Source organism: Shewanella schlegeliana, from assembly GCF_016765635.1.
Lineage (GTDB): Bacteria > Pseudomonadota > Gammaproteobacteria > Enterobacterales > Shewanellaceae > Shewanella > Shewanella schlegeliana.
Window position 1 is genome coordinate 17,789 of record NZ_JAESVD010000001.1, and the last position, 24,615, is coordinate 42,403.

The 24,615-nt window shown below is 46.4% G+C and carries 23 protein-coding genes; 22 read left to right on the forward strand and 1 reads right to left on the reverse strand.

Annotated features, from left to right (window positions below; genetic code table 11):
* The first annotated feature begins 101 nt into the window (after positions 1 to 101).
* The 16 genes from flgF (at position 102) to JMA39_RS00190 (ending at position 17,960) form a co-directional block, all read left to right on the forward strand.
* Positions 102 to 845 (forward strand): flagellar basal-body rod protein FlgF, encoded by a 744-nt coding sequence (gene flgF / locus JMA39_RS00115; protein WP_202719825.1) that lies wholly within the window; start codon positions 102 to 104, stop codon positions 843 to 845.
* Between the two features lie 10 nt (positions 846 to 855).
* Positions 856 to 1,644 (forward strand): flagellar basal-body rod protein FlgG, encoded by a 789-nt coding sequence (gene flgG, locus JMA39_RS00120; protein ID WP_202719826.1) that lies wholly within the window; start codon positions 856 to 858, stop codon positions 1,642 to 1,644.
* A 22-nt stretch (positions 1,645 to 1,666) separates the two neighbouring features.
* Positions 1,667 to 2,341 carry a flagellar basal body L-ring protein FlgH gene (gene flgH, locus JMA39_RS00125; RefSeq protein ID WP_202719827.1) on the forward strand — a complete coding sequence of 225 codons (675 nt, stop codon included), beginning with the start codon at positions 1,667 to 1,669 and terminating at the stop codon, positions 2,339 to 2,341.
* Positions 2,342 to 2,381: 40 nt separating this feature from the next.
* Positions 2,382 to 3,473: a flagellar basal body P-ring protein FlgI gene (locus JMA39_RS00130; RefSeq protein WP_202720338.1), complete on the forward strand. Its 1,092-nt coding sequence runs from the start codon at positions 2,382 to 2,384 to the stop codon at positions 3,471 to 3,473.
* Positions 3,474 to 3,501: 28 nt separating this feature from the next.
* Complete coding sequence (gene flgJ / locus JMA39_RS00135) at positions 3,502 to 4,602, forward strand: flagellar assembly peptidoglycan hydrolase FlgJ (protein WP_202719828.1); 1,101 nt, start codon at positions 3,502 to 3,504, stop codon at positions 4,600 to 4,602.
* A gap of 43 nt (positions 4,603 to 4,645) precedes the next feature.
* The gene (gene flgK, locus JMA39_RS00140) at positions 4,646 to 6,568 is read left to right on the forward strand and encodes a flagellar hook-associated protein FlgK (protein WP_202719829.1); all 1,923 of its coding nucleotides are present in this window, start codon (positions 4,646 to 4,648) and stop codon (positions 6,566 to 6,568) included.
* Positions 6,569 to 6,627: 59 nt separating this feature from the next.
* Positions 6,628 to 7,818, forward strand: a complete 1,191-nt coding sequence (flgL, locus tag JMA39_RS00145) for a flagellar hook-associated protein FlgL (protein WP_202719830.1) — start codon at positions 6,628 to 6,630, stop codon at positions 7,816 to 7,818.
* 88 nt (positions 7,819 to 7,906) lie between these two features.
* Positions 7,907 to 8,728: a flagellin N-terminal helical domain-containing protein gene (locus tag JMA39_RS00150; RefSeq protein WP_202719831.1), complete on the forward strand. Its 822-nt coding sequence runs from the start codon at positions 7,907 to 7,909 to the stop codon at positions 8,726 to 8,728.
* A 288-nt stretch (positions 8,729 to 9,016) separates the two neighbouring features.
* Positions 9,017 to 9,835, forward strand: a complete 819-nt coding sequence (locus tag JMA39_RS00155) for a flagellin N-terminal helical domain-containing protein (protein ID WP_202719832.1) — start codon at positions 9,017 to 9,019, stop codon at positions 9,833 to 9,835.
* Between the two features lie 149 nt (positions 9,836 to 9,984).
* On the forward strand, positions 9,985 to 10,365 hold the full coding sequence (locus JMA39_RS00160) for a flagellar protein FlaG (protein ID WP_202720339.1): 381 nt from the start codon (positions 9,985 to 9,987) through the stop codon (positions 10,363 to 10,365).
* A gap of 41 nt (positions 10,366 to 10,406) precedes the next feature.
* Entirely contained in the window at positions 10,407 to 11,771 is a 1,365-nt protein-coding gene (fliD, locus tag JMA39_RS00165; RefSeq protein ID WP_202719833.1) for a flagellar filament capping protein FliD, read from the forward strand.
* Positions 11,772 to 11,803: 32 nt separating this feature from the next.
* Positions 11,804 to 12,124, forward strand: coding sequence for a hypothetical protein (locus JMA39_RS00170; protein ID WP_202719834.1), 321 nt, complete (start codon positions 11,804 to 11,806; stop codon positions 12,122 to 12,124).
* Positions 12,125 to 12,130: 6 nt separating this feature from the next.
* Entirely contained in the window at positions 12,131 to 12,541 is a 411-nt protein-coding gene (gene fliS / locus JMA39_RS00175) for a flagellar export chaperone FliS (protein WP_202719835.1), read from the forward strand.
* Between the two features lie 281 nt (positions 12,542 to 12,822).
* Positions 12,823 to 14,256, forward strand: a complete 1,434-nt coding sequence (locus JMA39_RS00180; protein ID WP_269154415.1) for a sigma-54 dependent transcriptional regulator — start codon at positions 12,823 to 12,825, stop codon at positions 14,254 to 14,256.
* Positions 14,257 to 15,505: 1,249 nt separating this feature from the next.
* Positions 15,506 to 16,615, forward strand: coding sequence for a sensor histidine kinase (locus tag JMA39_RS00185; RefSeq protein ID WP_202719836.1), 1,110 nt, complete (start codon positions 15,506 to 15,508; stop codon positions 16,613 to 16,615).
* Positions 16,608 to 17,960 (forward strand): sigma-54-dependent transcriptional regulator, encoded by a 1,353-nt coding sequence (locus tag JMA39_RS00190; protein WP_202719837.1) that lies wholly within the window; start codon positions 16,608 to 16,610, stop codon positions 17,958 to 17,960. The genes JMA39_RS00185 and JMA39_RS00190 overlap by 8 nt, the downstream gene beginning before the upstream one ends.
* Before the next feature lie 128 nt (positions 17,961 to 18,088).
* Here JMA39_RS00190 and JMA39_RS21445 read toward each other — a convergent pair whose 3' ends face one another.
* Positions 18,089 to 18,307 (reverse strand): hypothetical protein, encoded by a 219-nt coding sequence (locus JMA39_RS21445; protein WP_202720341.1) that lies wholly within the window; start codon positions 18,305 to 18,307, stop codon positions 18,089 to 18,091.
* 287 nt (positions 18,308 to 18,594) lie between these two features.
* Between JMA39_RS21445 and fliE the strand changes: the two genes are divergently transcribed.
* From fliE to fliJ, 6 genes are read left to right on the forward strand one after another with little or no spacing between them, the layout of a single operon-like run.
* Entirely contained in the window at positions 18,595 to 18,927 is a 333-nt protein-coding gene (gene fliE / locus JMA39_RS00200) for a flagellar hook-basal body complex protein FliE (RefSeq protein ID WP_202719838.1), read from the forward strand.
* Positions 18,928 to 18,969: 42 nt separating this feature from the next.
* Positions 18,970 to 20,670: a flagellar basal-body MS-ring/collar protein FliF gene (gene fliF / locus JMA39_RS00205; RefSeq protein WP_202720342.1), complete on the forward strand. Its 1,701-nt coding sequence runs from the start codon at positions 18,970 to 18,972 to the stop codon at positions 20,668 to 20,670.
* On the forward strand, positions 20,660 to 21,709 hold the full coding sequence (gene fliG, locus JMA39_RS00210; protein ID WP_202719839.1) for a flagellar motor switch protein FliG: 1,050 nt from the start codon (positions 20,660 to 20,662) through the stop codon (positions 21,707 to 21,709). The genes fliF and fliG overlap by 11 nt, the downstream gene beginning before the upstream one ends.
* Positions 21,709 to 22,680 (forward strand): flagellar assembly protein FliH, encoded by a 972-nt coding sequence (fliH, locus tag JMA39_RS00215; RefSeq protein WP_202719840.1) that lies wholly within the window; start codon positions 21,709 to 21,711, stop codon positions 22,678 to 22,680. Before fliG ends, fliH begins: the two co-directional genes overlap by 1 nt.
* Complete coding sequence (fliI, locus tag JMA39_RS00220) at positions 22,652 to 23,992, forward strand: flagellar protein export ATPase FliI (protein ID WP_202719841.1); 1,341 nt, start codon at positions 22,652 to 22,654, stop codon at positions 23,990 to 23,992. Before fliH ends, fliI begins: the two co-directional genes overlap by 29 nt.
* 39 nt (positions 23,993 to 24,031) lie before the next feature.
* Positions 24,032 to 24,478, forward strand: a complete 447-nt coding sequence (gene fliJ / locus JMA39_RS00225) for a flagellar export protein FliJ (protein ID WP_202719842.1) — start codon at positions 24,032 to 24,034, stop codon at positions 24,476 to 24,478.
* Positions 24,479 to 24,615 lie beyond the last annotated feature (137 nt).

Sequence of the window (24,615 nt, forward strand, 5' to 3'; positions counted from 1 at the left end):
ACCTAGAACCTGCTTTTCCTAGTACCTAGTCCCTTCTTTTATCTACCTTGGCACGATGTTTGCTGTTTATTTCATTAGACGGAAGTTTGACGGAGTATTAAGTGGACAAATTGCTCTATGTCGCGATGAGCGGCGCTAAACAGAATATGAATTCGTTGGCGGTTAGTGCCAACAATTTAGCCAACGCAAATACCGATGGCTTTAAAGCCTCTCTTTCTCAGGCGCGCTCGATGCAGGCGTTTGGCGAGGGCTTGCCTACGCGTGTGTTCTCGATGACAGAAACTCCGTCAGCTAATTTTTCCAGCGGGCCAATCAAGACCACAGGCCGAGATTTAGATATTGCCGTAAAAGGCGATGGTTGGATTGCAGTTCAAGCCGAAAATGGCGGTGAAGCCTATACCCGCTCAGGCAGCCTGCGTTTTGACACCTCGGGCGTATTGCGTAATGACAGAGGTACGGCAGTGATGGGCGATAACGGCCCAATTGTGCTGCCACTTCCTATTGAAAAAGTCGAGATCTCTCAAGATGGCATCGTTTCTGTACGTCCATCGGGCGCAACGGCGGAAGTCATTGAAGAGGTTGCACGGATCAAACTGGTTAACCCTGGAAATGAGAATTTAATGCGTGGGGAAGATGGCTTGTTCCGCCTGATGTCTGGTGAGAATGCTCCAGCCGATCCTAGCGTAGGTTTACTAAGTGGCGCTGTTGAAGGCAGTAACGTTAATGCCGTTCACGAGATGGTATCTATGATTGACCTGCAGCGTCAGTTTGAGATGCAAGTAAAAATGATGAAAACCGCAGAAGAGAACGATCGCGCTTCTTCTGCCTTAATGCGCATAAGCTAGGAGATAAACTATGCATCCCGCTTTATGGATAAGTAAGACTGGTTTAGACGCTCAGCAAACAGATATCTCTGTTATCTCTAATAACGTGGCTAACGCCAGCACAGTGGGCTTTAAAAAGAGCCGTGCGGTATTTGAAGATCTGCTTTATCAAAATGTCAGTCAAGCTGGTGGTATCAGCGCATCGAATACTAAATTGCCTAACGGTTTGAGTATTGGTGCGGGTACCAAAGTGGTCGCTACCCAAGAGATGTTTACACAGGGCAACATGCTCACTACTGATAATTCATTGGATTTGATGGTTGAGGGTCCTGGCTTTTTTGAAGTTCAACTTCCTGATGGTACCGCTGCTTATACCCGTAATGGTCAGTTCAGCCTAGATGACACTGGTCAAATCGTAACGCCGGGTTCGGGTTATGTGGTGCAGCCGTCAATTACCATCCCAGATGATGCAACCAGTATTACTGTTTCAGCCGAGGGTGAGGTCTCAGTTAAGACCCCCGGCAACGCCGAAAACCAAGTCGTGGGTCAGCTTGCCATTTCTGACTTTATTAATCCGTCAGGGTTAGATCCCATGGGGCAAAACTTGTACCTAGAGACTGGCGCAAGTGGTACACCAATTCAGGGCACCGCATCGCTCGATGGTATGGGGGCGATTCGTCAAGGTGCGCTTGAAACCTCAAACGTCAACGTGACCGAAGAGTTGGTTAACCTGATTGAGAGTCAACGGATCTATGAGATGAACTCGAAAGTGATCTCTGCGGTTGACCAGATGTTGTCTTACGTTAACCAGAATCTTTAAGATATTTTAAGAGGCTTTGACTATGAAGCGTTTGTGGGCACTTATCTTTATGGCGGCCTTATCGGGTTGTAATTCAACCAACGGCAAGCCAATTGCTGACGATCCCTATTACGCGCCTGTATACCCAGAAGCGCCGCCGACTAAAATCGCTGCAACAGGCTCTATGTATCAAGATAGTCAGGCATCTAGCCTCTATTCTGACATTAAAGCCCTAAAGGTGGGTGACATCATCACAGTGATGTTGATGGAGCAGACTCAGGCGAAAAAGAGTGCCAATAATGAGATCAAGAAGGGGACCGACCTCTCTCTCGATCCCATCTATGCCGGCGGCGGCAATGTCACCATTGGTGGTAACCCAATCGACTTGCGCTACAAAGACAGTATGAACACTAAGCGTGAGTCCGACGCCGATCAAAGCAACAGCCTATCGGGCAGTATCTCGGCAAACGTGATGCAGGTGCTCAATAATGGCAACTTGGTTATTCGTGGTGAGAAATGGATAAGCATCAACAATGGTGATGAGTTCGTTCGTATCACCGGGATTGTGCGTGCTCAAGATATTAGACCCGACAATACTATCGATTCACAGCGAGTAGCAAACGCACGCATTCAGTACAGCGGTACAGGCACGTTTGCCGAAGTGCAAAAAGTGGGCTGGTTAGCTTCGTTCTTTATGGGTAGCTGGTGGCCATTTTAGGCCGAGATCGAGACTCGGAGCAGGGTAAGGATTCAGTATGATTAAATTAAAATTGGTTTTGCTTTGTGCGATCTTAGCCTTGAGCGCCCCCGTGCAGTCGCAGCGCATTAAGGATATTGCTAACGTGCAAGGGGTCCGTAGTAACCAGTTGATTGGTTACGGTCTTGTGGTGGGCTTACCGGGAACAGGTGAAAAGACTCGTTATACCGAGCAAACCTTTAAAACCATGCTAAAAAACTTTGGTATTAATTTACCGGATAACTTCAGACCTAAGATCAAGAACATTGCTGTTGTGGCGGTGAGTGCTGATATGCCACCGTTTATTAAACCGGGCCAAACCTTAGATGTGACCGTTTCAAGCCTTGGTGAGGCGAAAAGCCTACGAGGTGGCATGCTATTGCAAACCTTCCTAAAAGGTGTCGACGGTAATGTTTATGCTATCGCTCAAGGCAGTTTGGTGGTCAGTGGTTTTAGCGCTGAAGGGATGGATGGCTCTAAGGTCGTGCAAAATACACCTACTGTTGGACGTATTCCCAATGGGGCGATTATTGAACGTACGGTAGCAACGCCTTTTTCAACAGGTGATCACTTAACCTTTAACCTTCGACGCGCCGATTTTTCTACCGCCAAGCGTTTAGCCGATGCGATTAATGATCTGTTAGGCCCAGGTATGGCAAGGCCCCTTGACGCGACATCGGTACAGGTCAGTGCCCCAAGAGATGTATCCCAGCGAGTATCATTTTTGGCGACATTGGAAAACATCGAGGTTGAACCTGCTACAGAGTCAGCCAAGGTGATCGTTAACTCACGTACCGGCACCATAGTCGTTGGTCAAAACGTCAAATTATTGCCAGCGGCGGTGACTCATGGTGGCTTAACGGTGACAATCGCCGAGGCAACGCAGGTTTCACAGCCTAACGCATTCGCTAATGGCCGGACAGTCGTGACGACTGACAGTACGATTGATGTAGCCGAAGAAGATAGCCGCATGTTTATGTTTAACCCGGGAACTACGCTAGATGAGCTAGTTCGTGCGGTTAACTTAGTTGGGGCGGCACCTTCAGATGTACTTGCTATTCTTGAAGCGTTAAAGATGGCAGGGGCTTTGCATGGTGAACTGATAATTATCTAAATATTGTCGGTTTGATTGGAAAGGTGTCATGGAAAAGCTGTCGAACGCATCGCAATTTCTGGATCTTGGAGGCTTGGACTCATTAAGATCCAAGGCTCAAAATGATGAAACTAGTGCGCTAAAAGAAGTTGCTCAGCAATTCGAAGGGATCTTCGTGCAGATGCTGATGCAAAGTATGCGTGATGCCAATGCCGTGTTTGAATCTGACAGCCCAATGAACAGTCAATACACTAAGTTTTATGAGCAGATGCACGATCAACAGATGTCGCTTAACCTCTCAGGTGAAGGCATGTTGGGCTTAGCCGATCTGATGGTGCAGCAACTTGACCCGGCTAACAGCCCTATGACTCCTGCCTCTGTGCTACGTGGTGATATCAACGGCGGTTCTAAAGCTGCTGCACTCACCATGGATAGACCCGATATGCTGCAGATGCCGACTTCGCGTGTTTCAAGTGCTGACGCAACATCTGCTCAAGCTTCTTCATTTGTTGCTCAGCCTAATACTGCAAAAGCCGCTCATGTTGCTCAAGTAACACCTGCACTTTCTCATAGTACCAAGACACAAACATTAGATTCAGTACTAAGTGGCAAAGTATTGCCGTCGGCGGCAGTTAATGCCGATAAGTCTCAAGCTAACTTTACTAGCCAAGATGAGTTTGTGGCGCGTTTGTACCCACACGCACAAAAAGCGGCTCAGACGTTAGGCACAACACCTGAAGTCTTGATCGCTCAGTCAGCGCTAGAAACGGGCTGGGGCCAAAAGATGGTTAAAGGCCATCAGGGTCAGCAAAGTAACAACCTGTTTAATATTAAGGCCGACAATCGCTGGCAAGGTGAGAAAGCGTCCGTTAGTACATTGGAATATGAGCAAGGGATAGCAGTTAAACAGCGTGCCAATTTTAGAGTCTATGATGATATCGGCCAGAGTTTTAATGATTTTGTTTCATTCATTGCTAATGGAGAGCGTTATCAAGACGCAATGAAACAGGCTGCTAACCCTCAAGCCTTTATCCGCTCTTTGCAGGATGCAGGTTACGCAACCGACCCGAAATATGCCGATAAGGTTATTCAGGTCATGAAAACCATTACTCGAGACTTTAAAGATGTCTTACAAGGGGTTAAGCAATGAAGACTAGATTTGTTCAATCTCTTGCAACAGGGAGTCAGTACTTATGTCTTTAGACTTAATGAATATAGCCCGTACGGGCGTACTGGCCTCTCAGTCACAGCTGGCGATAACCAGTAATAATATCGCTAATGCTAACACCGCAGGCTATAACCGTCAGGTGGTGTCTCAGTCTGCGCTGGATTCTCAGCGCATGGGCAATGATTTTTATGGCGCTGGCACCTATGTTTCTGATGTGAAGCGTGTCTACAACGATTATGCCGCACGTGAGCTGCGTATTGGCTCTACCGCTGTCAGTGAGTCGCAAACTACTTTTACTAAGATGAGTGAGCTTGACCAGCTGTTTTCGCAAATAGGCAAAGCAGTGCCGCAGGGGCTAAATGATTTCTTTGCTAGCATGAATGCTCTGGCCGATATTCCTGGAGATGTGGGATTGCGTGGTTCGATGTTGACCAGTGCTAACCAACTGGCTAATAGCGTTAATCAGATGCAGAGTCATCTTGACGGTCAAATGACACAGACCAATGACCAGATATCTGCTGTTACCGATCGAATTAACGAGATCAGTAATGAACTGGGCAGTATTAACCGAGAGCTAATGAAGTCTCAAGGTCAAGATATGCAGTTACTGGACAAGCAAGATGCGCTGATTTTAGAGCTAAGTGAGTATGCCTCTGTCAACGTTGTGCCGCTAGAGTCTGGTGCCAAAAGCATCATGTTAGGCGGCTCTATCATGCTGGTTTCCGGTGAGATGTCGATGCAAATGGGGACTCAGCAAGGCGACCCATACCCAAATGAGCTACAAATCACAGCACAATCGGGTACTAAGAGCATGATCGTTGATGCGAGTAAGTTAGGCGGTCAATTAGGTGCTCTAGTTAATTATCGAGATGAAACTCTTATTCCATCGCAGATGGAGCTAGGGCAATTTGCCTTAGGTGTTAGCGATGCGTTTAATCAAGCACAGGCTCAAGGTTTCGATCTCAATGGTCAAGTGGGCGCGAATATCTTTACTGATATTAACGATCCCTCAATGCAGATTGGTCGCGTTGGTGCCTTGTCAGGCAATACTGGTACAGCTAATTTGAGCGTCAATATTGATGATGTGGGGAACTTAAGCGGCAGCAGTTATGAGCTAAAGTTTACTGCACCATCGACCTATGAACTAAAGGATACCGCGAGCGGCAACATTACGCCGCTGACGTTAAACGGCACTAAGCTTGAAGGGGCTGATGGCTTTAGTATCAATATCGATGCGGGCGCACTGGCATCAGGCGATACCTTTGAAATTCGTCCAACATCTGGCGCCGCGGCATCGATATCGGTTGAGATGACTGACCCTAAAGGCATTGCCGCCGCGGGTTCTAAAATTACTGCAGATTCTGCAAATACCGGTAATAGTCAAGTTAGCCTTGTCAGTATCGACGATAGAACAGCTGCTAACTTCCCTGTTACGGGTTCAGAGCTTACTTTTGAAATCGATCCCGCAGCCACACCACCTACTTTTGAAGTGTTTGATGCAGATGGTACATCGCTTGGTGCGGCCGCGCCGTATACACCACCTAATATCAGCGCCCATGGTTTTACCTTCAAGATAGATTCTACTGCGGCGACTGCCGAGAAGTTTACTTTCGATTTGTCATTCGCCGAAGGTGATAACACTAATATGGTGAACATGGCTAAGTTAAACGAAGCCAAACTGATGAATGGCGGCAAAACAACGCTCACCGATGTATTTGAAAATACAACTGTGGATGTGGGGAGTAAGACTAAGTCGGCTGAAATGTCGAAGGGCTCAGCCGAAGCTATCTACAAGCAAGCTTATACCCGAGTGCAAAGTGTTTCTGGAGTTAACCTTGATGAAGAAGCTGCAAATTTGATGCGTTTTCAACAGTCTTATCAGGCATCGGCGAGGATTATGACCACCGCCAATGAGATATTTAACACACTATTTAGTTCACTGCGTTAACACTGAACGCTTAAAGATTTGAGACAGAACTTAGGATTCAGGATTTAGGAATTAGAATTATGCGAATTTCTACCGCGCAAATGTTTCATCAAAACATTAATAGTGTGACTCAAAAGCAATCGCAAACGAGTCAGATTATAGAGCAGTTATCGACAGGTAAGCGCGTGAATACTGCTGGGGATGATCCGGTTGCTGCAGCGGGAATTGGCAACCTGAATCAACAAAATGCCATCGTCGATCAGTTTTTGAAAAATATTGATTATGCCAAAAACCGTCTGTCTATCTCTGAAAGTAAGCTTGGTAGTGCGGCAACGATCACTAGCAGTGTCAGGGAGCAAGTGCTTAGGGCGGTAAACGGCACCTTGACCGATTCCGATCGGCAAACTGTTGCCGATGAGATGCGCGGTAGCCTAGAAGAGTTGATGGCGATTGCTAACAGTAAGGATGAATCGGGTAATTACTTGTTCAGTGGCTTTAATACTGACAGTCAGCCTTTTGAGTTCGATGCCAGCGGCAATGTGGTATATCACGGTGATAGTGGTGTACGAGATAGTGTGGTTGCATCGGGCACAACTATTGGTGCCAATATCCCTGGTGATCTTGCTTTTATGAATGCTGCTAATGGTTTAGGGGACTATAGCGTCAATTATTTGGCCTCTCAAACGGGTGAGTTCAGTGTCGAGAGCGCTAAAGTGACAGATCCTGCGACACACGTAGCAGATACCTACACATTTAACATGGTGGGTAATGATTTAGAGGTCAGAGATTCGTCAAACGCTGTGGTAACCACGGTCACAGCATTTGACCCCAATAACCCGGTTTCATTTAACGGTATTGAAGTGAAACTCGATGGCAAACCCGCGCCGGGTGACTCATTTACTCTGGATCATAAGCCTGAAGTCAGTTTGCTCGATACCATTAATAGCGCCATTGCGTTAATAGAGGATCCAAATAAGGTAAACACTCCTGCTGGACAGTCAGAGTTGGCACAGATGTTGAATAATATCGACAGCGGAATGAAACAATTGGATGTTGCACGAGGCGTAGCTGGTAATAGCTTAAAAAGTTTAGACAGTTATAGCGCAACCCATGAAGAAGAGAAGATTGTAAACAACTCGGCTTTATCTATGTTGGAAGATTTAGATTATGCCGAGGCGATAACGCAGTTGGAGCAACAGCAACAGGCTCTAAATGCCGCATCAAGCGTATTTACCAAGGTCGGCACAGTGTCACTATTTGATTATATCTAATAGGCAGTGTGGGCCTAGAGAACTCAAATTAACCGAAATTAGCCAAGTCTGAAGTCTTGGCGGCAACTTTAGATAAAGGAAATTAAAGATGGCTATTACCGTTAATACTAACGTTACATCGATGAAGGCTCAGAAGAACCTTAATACCTCTAGTCAAGGTCTAGCAACATCAATGGAGCGTCTATCTAGTGGTCTTCGCATTAACAGTGCAAAGGATGACGCCGCAGGTTTAGCGATCTCTAACCGTTTGAACTCACAGGTTCGTGGTTTAGAGGTTGGTATGCGTAACGCTAACGATGCTATTTCTATTGCACAGATTTCAGAAGGTGCGATGCAAGAGCAAACAAACATGTTGCAGCGTATGCGTGACTTAGCAATCCAATCTGAAAACGGTGCCAACAGTGCTGACGATTTAACGGCTATTAAAGAAGAAATGGATCAGCTAGTTACTGAAATTACAGCGATTGGTGACAGTACTGCTTTTGGTAATACTAAATTACTTGCTGGTGAATTCTCAGCGGGCAAGAAGTTCCAAGTTGGTCACCAAGATGGCGAAGATGTAACAGTCACCGTTAAGACAACCAATGCGACAACACTGTCGGTTAATGCGCTTGACGTAACGACATCAGCAGGTCGTGATGCGGCGATTGGTCAACTTGATGCGGCGATTAAAAATATCGATACACAACGTGCCGAGCTGGGTGCTGTTCAAAACCGTCTGTCTCACAACATCAGTAACAGTGCGAATACTCAAGCAAACGTTGCCGATGCTAAGAGCCGTATTGTGGATGTGGATTTTGCTAAAGAAACGGCTGAGATGACAAAGAATCAGGTATTACAGCAAACTGGTAGCGCTATGCTTGCTCAAGCTAATCAGCTGCCACAAGTTGCACTATCTCTTCTAGGCTAATTTTCTAGCTGAAATAGACAGATAATCTGCAGTAGCAGATGAGTAAGAAAGATCCATATTGACTGTTTATACAGTGAATATGGATTTTCTGTTTCTGGGGAGGGAATGTTACAGAACCCCATCTATCACTATGTTTTAAAAGGAAATGTTTAAATATATCTGTTTTTTTTAAAAAACTGCTAAAGATTAAAAAATCGCTGCCGTTAAAGTTACTGTAACCCAATAGACCCGCCTGGCGTAAATAGACAGGCAAGTTTTAAAGCCAGGTATTTTAAGAGGAAACAAATTATGGCTATTACAGTAAATACAAACGTGACTTCGATGAAAGCGCAAAAGAACTTGAATGCTTCTAGCCAAAACTTGGCGACTTCTATGGAGCGTCTATCAAGTGGTCTTCGCATTAACGGTGCGAAGGACGATGCTGCGGGTCTAGCTATTTCTAACCGTCTAGACTCACAGGTTCGTGGTCTTGAAGTTGGTATGCGTAACGCTAACGATGCGATTTCAATTGCGCAAATCTCTGAAGGTGCGATGCAGGAGCAAACTAACATGCTTCAGCGTATGCGTGACCTAGCAATCCAGTCTGAAAACGGTGCCAACAGTGCAGATGACTTAACAGCGATTAAAGCTGAGATGGATGAGTTAGCGACTGAGATCACTTCTATCGGTGACACTACAGCATTTGGTAACACCAAGCTAATGGCTGGTGGTTTCTCTGGCGGTAAGAAGTTCCAAGTTGGTCACCAAGATGGTGAAGACGTTACTATTACTGTTAAAAAGACCGACGCGACAACACTTTCTGTTGGCGCACTAGACGTGACAACTTCAGCTGGTCGTGACGCGGCAATTGGTAAGCTAGATGCTGCAATCAAGAACATTGATGGTCAGCGTGCTGAGCTTGGTGCTATCCAAAACCGTCTATCTCACAACATCAGCAACAGTGCTAACACACAAGCAAACGTTGCCGATGCTAAGAGCCGTATTGTAGATGTTGACTTTGCAAAAGAAACTGCAGCAATGACTAAAAACCAGGTGCTGCAGCAAACAGGTTCAGCTATGCTTGCCCAAGCAAACCAGCTACCACAAGTTGCTTTGTCTCTCCTTTAATCTCTACTCTCCATGGGGGGAGTTGAAATTTAAACGATAGCTCAATAAGGGGGGGATTCACTATGAATCTCCCTTTGTCGTTTATATTCTATGGCGCTAAGAAGTCCAGGGCGCCTAATAGTTAAGTGTTATGGAGGTGAAATATGACAATGGATGTGAGCTTTACAGGTGCTGTAAGTCAGACAGCGGTGAAAGTTGAGGCTAATAATTCAGCAACCGATACAGAGTCATTATCAGACTCAGTATCGATTAGCGATGCTAATAACGCGGAACAAGGGCTGTTGACTCAGGGAGCCCCAAAAGATGAAGCAGAAGGACTCCACGACATCGCCAGTGAATTAACCGATATGATGTCCTTAATGCGTAAAGGCTTAGCATTTAAGGTTGATGAGGATTCAGGCCGAAGTGTTGTCAGTGTTATGGATGTCGACTCAGGCGATGTTATCCGGCAGATCCCAAACGAAGAAGCACTAGAATTAGCGCAAAAACTTAATGAAGTGGCGGGATTCTTGCTTAAGACTGAAGCGTAACAGGCGCGTCAAAAATTAATTATTTTGTCTAGGGGGCAAAAATGGCATTAACAGCAACCGGTATCGGATCCGGCTTAGATATCAACACCATCGTTGGGGTGTTAGTTGATGCCGAAAAAATACCCAAAGAAGCGATTTTTGATAAAACAGAAGAGACTATTGAATCAAAGGTCTCCGCTATTGGTACCCTTAAGAGTCAGTTGTCGACTTTCCAAGATGCTTTAGAAAAACTGAGCGATCCAAATTCACTTAACATTCGTAAAGTCTCTACTGGTGAAAGTGACTTTTTTACCGCGACTGCAGATAAGAATGCACAATCGGGCAGCTATCAAGTACAAGTCGAGCAACTAGCAAGCTTTCATAAAGTAGCTGGCGTTAATGTGGCTGATGCTACGGCACCAGTGGGTCAGGGCAGCCTAGATCTTTCCGTTAATGGTAAAGCCTTTTCTGTTGATATTGAGGCAGGGGATTCACTAGAAGCTATCGCTAAAAAAGTCAACGAATCGGCCGATAATTCAGGTGTTACAGCCACTATCATTAAAAGTGATGGCGGTAGCCGTTTGGTCTTTAGTTCAGATGAATCTGGTGCTGACAACCAAGTCAGCGTAACAGCTACTGATACGGTTGGTTCTGGCCTCAATGATATGTTTGGTGCGGGTAACCTGACCGAGTTACAAGCGGCACAAAATGCCGTGATTTATATCGATGGTCAGAAAGTGACTTCGCAAAGTAATGATGTCGAAAATGCCATTACAGGGGTGACGCTATCGCTTACCGATGCCGATGTTAATAAAACCTCCACCTTAAAAATTGAGCAAGACGATAAGGCCGTTAAGGAAAATATTAAGGGTTTTGTCGATGCCTATAATACACTCATTGGATCAATAGATAGCCTATCAAAATATGATGTAGAAAAAAAGGAAGCTGCAGCCCTCCAAGGTGACTCGATGATCCGTTCTATCGAATCACAACTGCGTAATATGATCAGCAACCGTGTTGATGTCGATGGTGAAACCATTGCGCTTTATGATATAGGCATCGAGACGGACAGATACGGCAAGATGTCCATTAACGATGAAAAGCTTGATAAGGCATTGAGCGAGGACATGGGGGCCGTTGAGGGCTTATTTGCCACTCCTGATACAGGTATTGCTAGCAGCTTAGATAAGGTTGTAGATGGCTATGTGAAAGCCGGTGGGCTAATTGATAGCCGTAATAACGCTTTAACAGCTGAGCAGCAGCGGTTGGATGATCAACGTGAGTCATTTTCATTAAAGATGGAAATGCTGCAGGCTCGCCTGTTTAAACAGTTTAACGCCATGGACTTGATTGTAGGCCAGTTGAACCAACAAAGTGCAGGCCTTGCTGAGCGTCTGAACTCATTGCCAGGTGTCGTTGGACAATAGTTATTTCGCTTTAGTTAGTTTAGGAGTTTAGTTTGCAGTCTTTATCTGAGTTAAACCAAGAGCTGGAGAAGGTGTTAGCCACTCTTAATCAAGTCGTAGCTGAAGATGAGTCTACCGATGAGTTGGTATCATATTTGCAAGAACTTGTTGGGAAGCGTCAACTTTTACTCGCAAGCACATTTGCTAATGCAACCGACGCCGATGCTGCACAGTTGAAAGAGCAGCTACTGATAACGCAATCATTTGAGGCTAAGGCTAAAGTGATTAAGGATCACCGGCAATCCCTGCTTCATGCTGGGCGTAAAAGTAAACGACAGCTGAATGTTTACAAGGCTATAGATGCTAATAGGTAGGTTAAAATGAGAAGTTCTCTTCAATCATATCGAAAGGTTTCGCTAGAAAGTGAGATAGCAGTCGCATCACCACATCGCATCATTCAAATGATGTTTGATGGTGCGTTGCAACGTATTGCACAGAGTCGCTATGCGATTGAAAATAATGACCTTGCTAATAAAGGTATATTTATTGGTAAAGCTATCGGGATCATTACTGGCTTGAACAACAGTTTGAATATGGAAGCGGGTGGTGATGTTGCCAAGAATCTTAATGATCTTTACGACTTTATGCTACGCCGGATCTCCGAAGCAAATTTAAATAATGATGTGAAGGCATTAGATGATGTCAGTGCGATCATTAGAACGATTAAAGAAGGTTGGGACGCCATTCCAGCTGATAAGCATCATATTGACTCTCATGCGAATGCTATATAGAAGTTGAGAGTAAAGAGGGGACAATTACGTCTCCTTTTTGTCACCTGTCAAAAATACGTCTAACTACTGATTGTAAAGTAGAGTTTTTAACCTAAAACTTAGTCAGCTCCTCATAAAATTCATCAGGGGCTTGCTAATAACGGGCTGATAATACACTATTCTATTTGGTAGATATTTGATAATCAGCATTAGATATCTACTGGCTTGAAAAATTAGCTTGAGAAAAGCAACGAACACTAATAATTAATGCGCTGAAATATTTGAGCCTAACGGCCTTCGGAATGATGCAAACAGATCAACGAATTCTACTTGTAGGTAACCAGTCTGAGCGAATTAATCGCTTGTCGTGCGTATTTGAGTTTTTAGGAGAGCAGGTCGAGTTAGTCGATTTCGATAAACTTGAGATGCATACTAAACAGACTCGCTTTCGCGCGATTGTTTTACCTTCTGAGAACCAACCTAAAGAACTTATTCAGTCTTTGACTGGTGTGCTCCCATGGCAACCTTTTTTGATGCTAGGGGAAAGAGACGACATTAAAGCGTCGAATATTCTCGGCTGCATCGAAGAACCTTTAAACTATCCTCAATTGACTGAGCTGCTCCACTTTTGTCAGGTTTATGGGCAGGTAAAACGTCCAGAGATCCCAACCAGTGCGAATCAGACTAAATTATTCAGAAGTTTAGTGGGACGTAGCGAGGGCATTGCGAATGTTCGCCACCTGATTAATCAGGTCGCGGGTTCTGACGCCACAGTGCTCATACTCGGCCAATCTGGTACGGGTAAAGAGGTTGTCGCTCGCAATATTCACTATATTTCAGATCGCCGTGATGGCCCATTTATTCCAGTTAACTGTGGGGCTATTCCCCCAGAATTATTGGAAAGTGAACTCTTCGGTCATGAAAAAGGCTCATTTACTGGTGCGATTAGTGCCCGTAAAGGGCGCTTTGAGCTTGCTGAGAAGGGCACACTGTTTCTCGATGAAATTGGCGATATGCCACTGCAGATGCAAGTTAAGTTATTACGTGTTCTGCAAGAGCGTATGTTCGAGCGTGTCGGTGGCAGCAAGTCTATCTCTGCCGATGTTCGAGTGGTCGCTGCGACCCATAGAAATTTAGAAACCATGATTGAGAAAGGGGATTTTCGAGAAGATCTCTACTATCGCCTGAATGTTTTCCCAGTTGAGATGCCTGCTTTGTGCGAGCGCAAAGAGGATATCCCACTGTTGCTGCAAGAGCTTGTTAGCCGAGTGTATAACGAAGGACGAGGTCGTGTTCGTTTTACTCAGCGTGCAATTGAGTCGTTGAAGGAGCATGCTTGGTCAGGCAACGTGCGTGAGCTATCGAATCTGGTTGAGCGTTTAACGATTCTTTATCCAGGTGGCTTAGTCGACGTCAATGACTTGCCTATAAAGTATCGTCATATCGATGTGCCTGAATATTGTGTCGAAATCAGCGAAGAGCAGCAAGAGCGCGATGCTTTAGCCTCTATCTTTAATGATGAAGAGCCTATCGAGATCCCTGAAACGCGATTCCCGAGTGAACTGCCACCTGAAGGGGTAAACCTTAAGGACTTACTTGCTGAGCTTGAAATCGATATGATTAGACAAGCTTTGGATCAACAAGATAGCGTCGTGGCCCGCGCCGCAGAGATGCTCGGCATTCGCCGTACAACCTTAGTTGAAAAAATGCGTAAGTATGGCTTGAGTAAAGATTAAGGCTAAGATGAACGCTGCGCTTCGAGATCCTAGGGCGGACTTCGTCCTTCGAGGGCGCTGCGCTTCTAGGAAAAGCACAAGCAAAGGCTGAGACGAACGCTTCGCTTACGGAAGGCGGAACGTTCGCAAGCTCACTTACAGCACGCTTCGCTCACGGAAGACGGAACGTTCGCAAGCTCACTCACGGAACGCTGCGCTTACGGTAAAGCAAAGATAAAAAATTGACTGTAGGTAGGGCTTTAGCCCATCAAGCTGATACAGGTCAAGCTAAGAACTTTCGCGAATAAGCCAGAAGCAGAGTCTTCTGGTTTTTTATTGCCGTAGCTTTAATCTTTTCTGTAAGCGCAGCGTGCCGTGAGGCCGCAGGCCGTTCGTCTCAGCTTTTCTAGTCTTAGCTTTAACCTGCTTTCCTAGTACCTAGGATCTGCTTTTTATGTAGGTCGGCATTTATGCTGTCGCTTTAACCTTTAAGGCTTTTCCGTAAGCGAAGCGTTCTGTAGTGACATTCAATTAAATCAAACAGTCACGTGCCGTGAGGCCGCAGGCCGTTCGTCTCAGCTTTTCTAGTCTTAGCTTTAACCTGCTTTCCTAGTACCTAGGATCTGCTTTTTATGTAGGTCGGCATTTATGCTGTCGCTTTAACCTTTAAGGCTTTTCCGTAAGCGAAGCGTTCTGTAGTGACATTCAATTAAATCAAACAGTCACGTGCCGTGAGGCCGCAGGCCGTTCGTCTCAGATTTTCTACTCTTAGCTTTAACCTGCTTTCCTAGTACCTAGGATCTGCTTTTTATGTAGGTCGGCATATATGCCGTCGCTTTAACTTTTAAGGCTTTTCCGAAAGCGAAGCGTTCTGTAGTGACATTCAATTAAATCAAACAGTCACGTGCCGTGAGGCCGCAGGCCGTTCGTCTCAGATTTTCTACTCTTAGCTTTAACCTGCTTTCCTAGTTCCTAGGATCTGCTTTTTATGTAGGTCGGCATATATGCCGTCGCTTTAACCTTTTAAGGCTTTTCCGTAAGCGAAGCGTTCTGTAGTGACATTCAATTAAATCAAACAGTCACGTGCCGTGAGGCCGCAGGCCGTTCGTCTCAGCTATTTCCATCTTAGCTTTCCCCTAGAATCTAGAAGGAGCAACGCGACGCCCTAGCAGTGACGCAGTCACGTCCTAGCAGCGAAGCGTCCTTTCTTTATAACTGGCACAAATCCTGCTTTAACCCCTGCAAATGCAGTTTTTTTGACGGGGTCACCATGTCCGCTATTCCACAGTCCCAACTCGACGCAACGAATGCTACTAGTGCAAGAGCGGCGAAGCGCCCACACTTGGTTGATGTGCAACAAGCCGCAAATATGTCTAATCGTATGGAGCATATTCTGCAGGCTATGCCTTCAGGCGTGGTGATTATCAGTGGTGATGGTATCGTTACCGAAGCTAACCCTGTCGCAATTGAACTTTTGGGTACGCCTTTAGAAGGACAGCGTTGGCTGCAGATCATTAACCGTGCATTTTCACCGCAGGATGATGATGGTCATGAGGTATCTCTGCGTAATGGTCGCCGAGTAAAACTTGCGATCACGCCGCTTACACCAGAGCCTGGCCAGCTTATTGTATTAACCGATCTAACCGAAACCCGTTTACTGCAAAAGAACTTGTCGCACCTGCAAAGGTTATCGGCACTGGGTAAGATGGTAGCTACTTTGGCGCATCAAGTGAGAACGCCATTAAGCGCGGCCCTGTTATACGCTTCAAATCTTGCAAGTCCAAAGATATCTGATGACTCACGCAAACGCTTTCAAGGTAAGTTAGTCGACAGACTCAATGAGCTAGAACATCAGGTAAACGATATGTTGTTGATGGCGAAAGGGCGTCAGCAAGAGCTAGATTCTATTTTGGTTATCGAAGAAGTGGTTGATAATGTGCTGAGTAACTGCCTGCCGATAGCTGAGCAAAAAGGCTGTCTACTGCATTTTAATAATGAGTCTAAGCAAAAAATTCGCGCTAATGATGCGGCGCTCTGTTCTGCAATTAATAACTTGGTTATGAACAGTTTAGAGGCTGATGCCAGTGAAATTACCTTACATGCCTATGATACTCAAACAGCACTACATCTAGATGTTATCGATAACGGTAAAGGACTCGATGCCAATATGCAGCAACAAGTGCTGGAACCTTTCTTTACCACTAAATCACAGGGTACAGGTTTAGGACTAGCTGTGGTGCAGGCGGTGGTAAATAATCATGGCGGCAAGATGCAGTTTAGCTGTCACTTAGGCAAAGGTTGTACTGCTTCACTGAAGTTGCCACTGCTTTCGTTTAACAAGGCACACATTGAAGCTCAAGGAGATAATAAGCATGTCTGAAGGTAGATTATTACTGGTTGAGGATGATGCTTCGCTGCGTGAGGCGCTGCTAGATACCTTGATGTTGGCCCATTATGATTGTGTTGATGTGGCGTCGGCGGAAGAGGCAATTTTGTCTCTCAAAGCGAATACATTCGATTTGGTTATCAGTGATGTGCAGATGGATGGGATCGGTGGCATAGGTCTGCTGAACTATATGCAGCAACATCATCCTAAGCTCCCAGTATTGTTGATGACGGCATACGCGACGATAGACAACGCCGTTAATGCGATGAAACTCGGTGCAGTGGACTATTTAGCGAAACCTTTTTCGCCAGAGGTATTACTTAATCAAGTTTCTCGCTACATGCCTGCTAAATCTGCAGAAGGTACGCCGATCGTTGCCGATGAAAAGAGTATTGCGCTGTTAGCATTAGCTCAGCGAGTCGCCGCGTCAGATGCCTCGGTGATGATCATGGGACCAAGCGGAAGCGGTAAAGAGGTTTTGGCACGTTTTATTCATCAGAATAGTCAGCGGGCTGAGCAGCCATTTATCGCCATCAACTGTGCAGCCATTCCTGAAAATATGCTAGAAGCAACCTTGTTTGGTTATGAGAAAGGCGCCTTTACCGGGGCTTATCAAGCCTGTCCAGGCAAGTTTGAACAGGCGCAAGGCGGTACTTTGCTGCTTGATGAGATCTCTGAAATGGAAGTAGGGCTGCAAGCTAAGCTGCTGCGGGTATTGCAGGAACGTGAAGTGGAGCGTTTAGGCGGCCGCAAAACCATTAAGCTCAATGTGCGTGTGTTAGCTACCTCGAACCGAGACTTGAAATCGATGGCAGCATCGGGCGAGTTTAGAGAAGACTTGTATTATCGAATCAACGTTTTCCCGCTGACTTGGCCTGCACTTAATCAACGGCCAGCCGATATTCTTCCTCTTGCAAGGCACCTGTTGCAGCGTCATGCCTTGATTGCTAATCGCAGCGAAATGCCGGAATTTAGTGAATGTGCATCACGGCGCTTATTGGCCCATCGCTGGCCGGGCAACGTACGCGAACTCGATAATGTCGTACAACGAGCTGTGATTTTATCTGTATCGCCCAAGGTGACCGCCGCAGATATTATTATCGACTCACAAGAGTTAGGTTTAGTTAGCGAAGCCACACCTTTGGTTGATAGTAAGCCTGTTGAGCTGGACGGTTTAGGCGATGAGCTAAAGGCGCAAGAGCATGTGATCATTTTAGAGACGCTATCTCAATGTGGCGGTAGCCGTAAGCTTGTGGCCGAGAAATTGGGGATCAGTGCCAGAACCCTGCGTTACAAGATGGCTAAAATGCGAGATCAAGGTATTCAAATACCGGCTTAAAGATAGGAAGGACGCCCTACGGGCTGCTAGGGCGCTTCGCTTCTAGGTTCTAGTGCGGACTTCGTCCTGCTATACAATCAAAGGCTGAGACGAACGCTTCGCTCACGGAAGACGGAATGTTCGCAGGCTCACTCATAGAACGCTACGCTGACAGTACAAGCTGAGACGGTACAAGCTGAGACGGTACAAGCTGAGACGGTACAAGCTGAGACGGTACAAGCTGACACGGTACAAGCTGACACGGTACAAGCTGAGACGGTACAAGCTGAGACAGTACAAGCTGAGACGGTACAAGCTGAGACAGTACAAGCTGAGACGGTACAAGCTGAGATGGTACAAGCTAAGATGGTACAAGATTTTCCGGCTTTTTCGTCTCGGCTCTAAATCGTTTATGCTTTAATCGGTTTTTCTGTAAGCGAAGCGTTCTGTAGTGGCGAAGCCTCGTTCCGTAAGGCCGCAGGCCGTTCGTCTTTACTGTTTGTCCGTCTCTGCTTTTACCTAGGACCTTTCTTCGCCTTTCCTAGCAGCGTAGCGTCCTTCTCTGCTTTATCCCTTCTTTTATCAAAACTGGCAAGCTATTTGCTTTATCTAGCTATATCTATATTTCGTCAAGAAATCGACATGGGAGATAAGTATGCAAATTGGTGCGAATTCTTTACTGCAAGAGATGCAGTCACTTAACGGTCAAATCGGCACATCAAGCATTCAAACTGGGATCAGCCGTCAGGTACAAAATACCTCAGGCAGTGATTTTGGCCAGTTACTCTCCCAAGCTGTTGGAAATGTAAGCGAACTTCAAGCAAATGCTTCTAATCTCGCCACTCGACTCGACATGGGAGATACCACAGTGACATTATCTGATACCGTGATCGCCAGAGAAAAATCTAGCGTTGCTTTCGAGGCAACCGTGCAAGTGCGCAATAAGCTGGTTGAAGCTTATAAAGAAATTATGAGTATGCCTGTTTAGGCCTTTATTCGATAAAAGCAGGGTACAAGAGTGAGTACAGAAATGGTCGTAGGAACAGGCTCTGGTTTAGCATCGAGCCCACAAACATCAGGTGTTCAAGAAGAACATAAGCCGGGCTTAATGGGCGCACTAGGCGGGGTCGATCTGCTACGTCAAGTGACGATGATCTTAGCCCTCGCTATCTGTTTGGCTGTGGCCGTTTTTGTGATGATTTGGGCACAAGAGCCTGAGTATCGTCCTCTTGGCCAGATGAGCACCGCAGAGATGGTGCAAGTTTTGGATGTACTTGATAAAAATAAAGTAAAGTATGAAATCCAAGGCGACGTGGTCAAAGTGCCTGAAGACAAGTTCCAAGATGTAAGAATGCTATTAAGCCGCGAAGGGCTTGATAACCAAGAAGCCAATAATGACTTTCTAAATAAAGACAGTGGCTTTGGCGTGAGTCAACGCATGGAGCAAGCTCGCCTAAAGCATAGCCAAGAACAAAACCTCGCTCGCGTTATCGAAGAGCTAAAAAGCGTAACCCGCGCTAAAGTCATTTTAGCCTTACCTAAAGAAAACGTTTTTGCTCGCAACCGCTCCAAGCCGAGTGCGACCGTTGTTGTGAGCACTCGTCGCAGTGGCCTGAGTCAAGAAGAGGTTGACTCGATTGTCGATATCGTCGCTTCAGCGGTGCATAACCTTGAACCCAATAAAGTTACCGTGACCGATGCCAATGGCCGTCTGCTCAACTCAGGTACTCAAGATGGCAGCTCCGCCATAGCTCGTCGAGAGCTTGAAATCGTACAGCAAAAAGAGTCTGAGTATCGCACTAAGGTTGAATCGATTCTTATGCCTATCTTAGGGCCTGAGAACTTTACTTCTCAGGTTGACGTCAGTATGGATTTTACCGCTGTAGAGCAAACGGCAAAGCGTTATAACCCTGACTTACCTGCGCTACGCAGCGAAATGGTGGTTGAGAATAACTCTGCTGGCGGCACCAGAGGGGGGATCCCTGGCGCGCTTTCTAATCAGCCTCCTATGGCTTCTGATATCCCTGAAGAGGTGAATACTGAAGAATCAACAAAGCAGGTTTCTGGCAGCAGCCACAAGGAAGCAACGCGTAATTTTGAGCTTAATACAACGATTAGTCACACCCGCCAGCAAGTTGGCACCCTAAGACGTGTGAGCGTATCGGTTGCAGTCGATTTTAAGAATGGGCCTGTTTCTGAAGATGGCAGCGTGACTCGCGTACCTCGTACTGAACAAGAGTTAGCCAATATTCGCCGTTTACTCGAGGGAGCCGTTGGTTTTAATACGCAACGTGGTGACATTATCGAAGTGGTCTCAGTGCCGTTTATGGATCAGCTCATCGAGGAAGCGCCAGCCATTGAAGTGTGGGAGCAACCTTGGTTCTGGCGTGTGGTTAAGTTGGCACTCGGTGCGTTAGTCGTTATCGTATTAATCTTGTTTGTTGTTCGCCCAATGCTTAAAAAGCTGGTGTACCCAGATAGTGTCGCAATGCCCGATGAGCCAAAAACTGGTGGTGAGCTTGCAGAAATTGAAGATCAGTATGCTGCCGATACCCTAGGTATGCTACAACGCCCTGAGGCTGAATATAGCTATGCCGACGATGGGTCAATTCTCATCCCCAACTTGCATAAAGACGATGACATGATCAAAGCGATCCGTGCTCTGGTGGCTAATGAGCCTGAACTATCGACCCAAGTCGTGAAAAACTGGTTACTTGAAGATGACAAATAATACCAATGTAGAAGCTAAGTCCGAAGCTGAAGGCTTTAAGACTAGCGATTTAAATGGCATCGAGAAAACGGCAATATTACTGCTGAGTCTGAGTGAGAGCGATGCAGCCTCTATCCTAAAGCACCTAGAGCCTAAGCAGGTACAAAAAGTCGGTATGGCGATGGCTGCGATGCAGGACTTTGGTCAAGAAAAAGTGATTGGTGTTCATAAACTCTTTCTCGATGATATCCAAAAGTATTCATCCATTGGCTTTAACAGTGAAGAGTTTGTTCGTAAAGCGCTTACGGCAGCATTAGGTGAAGACAAAGCCGGTAACCTGATTGAGCAGATCATTATGGGGGGCGGGGCGAAAGGCTTGGATTCACTTAAGTGGATGGATGCTCGTCAGGTGGCGACCATCATTCAAAATGAGCATCCGCAGATCCAAACTATCGTACTCTCTTACTTAGAGCCAGATCAGGCGGCGGAGATTTTTGGACAGTTCCCAGAAAACACCCGTTTAGACTTGATGATGCGAATCGCTAACCTTGAAGAGGTGCAGCCTGCTGCACTGCAAGAGCTTAACGATATCATGGAGAAACAGTTTGCGGGTCAAGGTGGTGCACAGGCCGCGAAGATGGGTGGCCTCAAAGCTGCTGCAAATATTATGAACTACCTCGATACTGGGGTTGAGAGTCACTTGATGGAGACGATGCGTGAATCTGATGAAGAGATGGCGCAGCAGATCCAAGACTTGATGTTTGTGTTTGAAAACCTCAGCGATGTCGATGATATGGGCATCCAGGTACTACTGCGTGAAGTACAACAAGACGTATTGATGAAGGCGCTAAAAGGTGCCGATGATCAACTTAAAGATAAGCTACTCAGTAATATGTCTAAGCGTGCTGCAGAACTACTTAGAGATGACTTGGAAGCCATGGGCCCGATTAGAATTAGTGAAGTTGAAGTCGCTCAGAAAGAGATCTTATCGATTGCTCGTCGCCTAAGCGACAGTGGTGAGATCATGCTTGGCGGTGGAGGCGGTGAAGAGTTTCTATAATGACTGACCCTAAAAAGCCTCAGGGCGCTAGCATCAATATAAGTGATGAATTTGAACATTGGGAACTGCCAGAGATAGCTCAGCAGCGCGCCCCCTCATCGCTGAATATGTTCGGTCGTCACAGCTTGCAATTGCAAGTCGAGGAGCAAGCTGAGGTAGAGTCAATCTTACCGCCGACCCTGAGCGAGATAGAGGATATTCGCGCTCACGCCGAACAAGAAGGCTTTGCTGAAGGGCAGGATAAAGGCTATAACGAAGGCTTAGAAAAAGGCCGGTTAGAGGGTCTTGAACAGGGACATAACGAAGGTTTTTCCCAAGGTCAGCAGCAAGGTTATCAAGAGGGACTTCAAGCCGCAGCAGAGATGCTACAGCGCTTCGAGAACCTGTTGAGCCAGTTTGAAGCCCCGTTATCAATCTTAGATACTGAGATCGAAAAAGAACTACTCAATACCTCTATGGTGTTGGCAAAAGCAGTTATTGGCCATGAACTGAAAACCTATCCCGAGCATATCTTAACAGCCTTACGTCAGGGCGTTGACTCGTTGCCGATAAAAGAGCAAAAGGTCAATATTAGGGTTACACCGAGCGATGAGGTATTGATCTCTGAGCTGTATTCTCAAACCCAGCTAGAGCGTAACCGCTGGGATATCGAAGCCGATCCGAGTTTGACTGCTGGTGACTGCATTATTACTAGCGGTCGCAGCCATATCGATATGACGGTCGAAACGCGCATGCAGCATGTCTTTTTAGAGTTAGATAAGCATCAACAAGATCTGCTGCAATTAAAAGAGCAGCAAGAGGAAGCCTTGCTTGCACAAAGGCAGGTTAAAGCACAGGAGCATGCGGCTGCAGTTGAAGCAACACTGGGTAGCGAACAGCTTGAGTCTGATGCTGTAGGCAGTGACCAGCCAACCACATCTTTAAATACTAATGAAGGTGAGCATGCAGACCCGTCAGCACCAACTCCGTAATAAGCTGGCTCAGCATCAGCAAAAAGTGCACCCATTTGTGGTTGAGGCCAGTGGCCAACTGGTACGTGTGGTGGGCTTGACCCTAGAGGCGACAGGTTGCCGCGCCGCCGTGGGTAGCCTCTGTGCCATCGAAACCATGTCGGGCGATCTGATTGCCGAGGTCATCGGATTTGACGATCAGCTACTCTACCTAATGCCTATCGAAGAGCTTCGCGGTGTGCTGCCGGGTGCTAAAGTGACTCCCCTAGGTGAACAGTCTGGCTTAAACGTCGGCTTATCACTGCTTGGGCGAGTGCTAGATGGCAGTGGCTTACCTATCGATGGCTTAGGGAATTTAAAGACAGATCAGAAAGCCTCAAGCCATGCCCCAGCAATAAACCCCCTCGCAAGGCGCGCTATCAGCGAACCACTCGATGTTGGTGTTAGAGCCATTAACTCGATGCTTACTGTGGGTAAGGGTCAACGTATGGGCTTGTTCGCAGGTTCGGGCGTCGGTAAGAGTGTGCTGCTGGGCATGATGACAAGGGGGACCACTGCCGATATTATCGTTGTGGGACTAGTCGGGGAGCGTGGCCGAGAAGTTAAAGAGTTCATCGAAGAGATTTTAGGCCCAGAGGGACGAGCTCGTTCGGTTGTTGTTGCAGCGCCGGCTGATACTTCACCTTTGATGCGTCTTCGCGCTTGTGAAACCTCAACCCGCATCGCCGAGTATTTTCGCGATCTCGGTTATAACGTGCTGCTGCTTATGGACAGTTTGACCCGTTATGCTCAAGCGCAGCGTGAAATTGCATTGGCTGTAGGTGAGCCGCCTGCGACTAAAGGCTATCCGCCATCGGTATTTGCTAAATTACCTAAGTTGGTGGAGCGTGCGGGTAATGGTGGTGGTAAGCAAGGTTCTATTACCGCTTTTTATACTGTGTTAACCGAGGGCGATGATCTGCAAGATCCCATTGCCGATGCCTCGAGGGCTATTCTTGATGGCCATATCGTATTATCGCGAAGTCTAGCCGATTCCGGACACTATCCTGCCATCGACATCGAAGCTTCAATCAGCCGTGTCGCGCCCATGGTGATAAGTGCTGAGCACTTAGAGGCGATGCGTAAAGTGAAACAGGTTTACTCACTGTATCAACAAAATAAAGACTTGATCTCCATTGGTGCCTATAGCCAAGGTAGCGATCCTCGTATCGATAATGCGATTCGTTTGCAGCCGGCGATGAACGCCTTTTTAAGACAGACGATGAAAGACTCTGTCACCTTCGAAAGTAGTACCTTAATGTTGACGCAATTAGGTGCTCAATGCCACGGTTAATCTTCTTGAGACTGATGCTGAATAGGGTGACAACTTACTATGGCTAGAACCGAACCTTTATTGATGGTGCTTAAGCTTACCCAAGAAGCGGAAGAGCAAGCTTCTCTACAGCTTCGTTCAGCGCAGCTTGAATTGCAAAAGCGTCAGAATCAGCTGGAAGCACTGCAAAATTATCGTCTCGATTATATGAAGCAGATGGAGCAGCAACAGGGGCAGAGCATTAGCGCCAGCCATTACCATCAGTTTCATCAATTCGTTCGCCAAGTTGATGCAGCGATCATCCAGCAGGTTAATGCGGTACAGGACGCCGATAATCAGCGCCAGCATCGGCAAGTCCATTGGCAAGAGAAGCAACAGAAACGAAAAGCAGTTGAGCTGCTTTTAGCCAATAAAGCGGAAAAGGCTCAGCTTGCCGAACTGCGTGCCGAACAAAAAATGGTTGATGAGTTTGCCTCACAGCAGTTTTACCGTAAGAAATTACGCTAAATAGTCATAACCTCCTTCCACCTCTTTCTTCAAGCTAGCGTCATACGCGTGTTAGAGCCTTTTACTGACACCAATTATTGGCATTAATATTGCTTTCTCTAATCTAAATTGGCCAAGTTTAGCGGTATTTTGACATT

What these genes read in the sequence shown, in the direction of transcription:
- flgG (WP_202719826.1), top strand. Translation starts at nt 856, where the DNA reads ATGCATCCCGCTTTATGGATAAGTAAGACTGGTTTAGACGCTCAGCAA.
- flgH (WP_202719827.1), top strand. Translation starts at nt 1,667, where the DNA reads ATGAAGCGTTTGTGGGCACTTATCTTTATGGCGGCCTTATCGGGTTGT.
- flgJ (WP_202719828.1), top strand. Translation starts at nt 3,502, where the DNA reads ATGGAAAAGCTGTCGAACGCATCGCAATTTCTGGATCTTGGAGGCTTG.
- flgK (WP_202719829.1), top strand. Translation starts at nt 4,646, where the DNA reads ATGTCTTTAGACTTAATGAATATAGCCCGTACGGGCGTACTGGCCTCT.
- flgL (WP_202719830.1), top strand. Translation starts at nt 6,628, where the DNA reads ATGCGAATTTCTACCGCGCAAATGTTTCATCAAAACATTAATAGTGTG.
- JMA39_RS00150 (WP_202719831.1), top strand. Translation starts at nt 7,907, where the DNA reads ATGGCTATTACCGTTAATACTAACGTTACATCGATGAAGGCTCAGAAG.
- JMA39_RS00155 (WP_202719832.1), top strand. Translation starts at nt 9,017, where the DNA reads ATGGCTATTACAGTAAATACAAACGTGACTTCGATGAAAGCGCAAAAG.
- JMA39_RS00160 (WP_202720339.1), top strand. Translation starts at nt 9,985, where the DNA reads ATGGATGTGAGCTTTACAGGTGCTGTAAGTCAGACAGCGGTGAAAGTT.
- fliD (WP_202719833.1), top strand. Translation starts at nt 10,407, where the DNA reads ATGGCATTAACAGCAACCGGTATCGGATCCGGCTTAGATATCAACACC.
- fliS (WP_202719835.1), top strand. Translation starts at nt 12,131, where the DNA reads ATGAGAAGTTCTCTTCAATCATATCGAAAGGTTTCGCTAGAAAGTGAG.
- JMA39_RS00180 (WP_269154415.1), top strand. Translation starts at nt 12,823, where the DNA reads ATGATGCAAACAGATCAACGAATTCTACTTGTAGGTAACCAGTCTGAG.
- JMA39_RS00185 (WP_202719836.1), top strand. Translation starts at nt 15,506, where the DNA reads ATGTCCGCTATTCCACAGTCCCAACTCGACGCAACGAATGCTACTAGT.
- JMA39_RS00190 (WP_202719837.1), top strand. Translation starts at nt 16,608, where the DNA reads ATGTCTGAAGGTAGATTATTACTGGTTGAGGATGATGCTTCGCTGCGT.
- fliE (WP_202719838.1), top strand. Translation starts at nt 18,595, where the DNA reads ATGCAAATTGGTGCGAATTCTTTACTGCAAGAGATGCAGTCACTTAAC.
- fliF (WP_202720342.1), top strand. Translation starts at nt 18,970, where the DNA reads ATGGTCGTAGGAACAGGCTCTGGTTTAGCATCGAGCCCACAAACATCA.
- fliG (WP_202719839.1), top strand. Translation starts at nt 20,660, where the DNA reads ATGACAAATAATACCAATGTAGAAGCTAAGTCCGAAGCTGAAGGCTTT.
- fliH (WP_202719840.1), top strand. Translation starts at nt 21,709, where the DNA reads ATGACTGACCCTAAAAAGCCTCAGGGCGCTAGCATCAATATAAGTGAT.
- fliI (WP_202719841.1), top strand. Translation starts at nt 22,652, where the DNA reads ATGCAGACCCGTCAGCACCAACTCCGTAATAAGCTGGCTCAGCATCAG.
- fliJ (WP_202719842.1), top strand. Translation starts at nt 24,032, where the DNA reads ATGGCTAGAACCGAACCTTTATTGATGGTGCTTAAGCTTACCCAAGAA.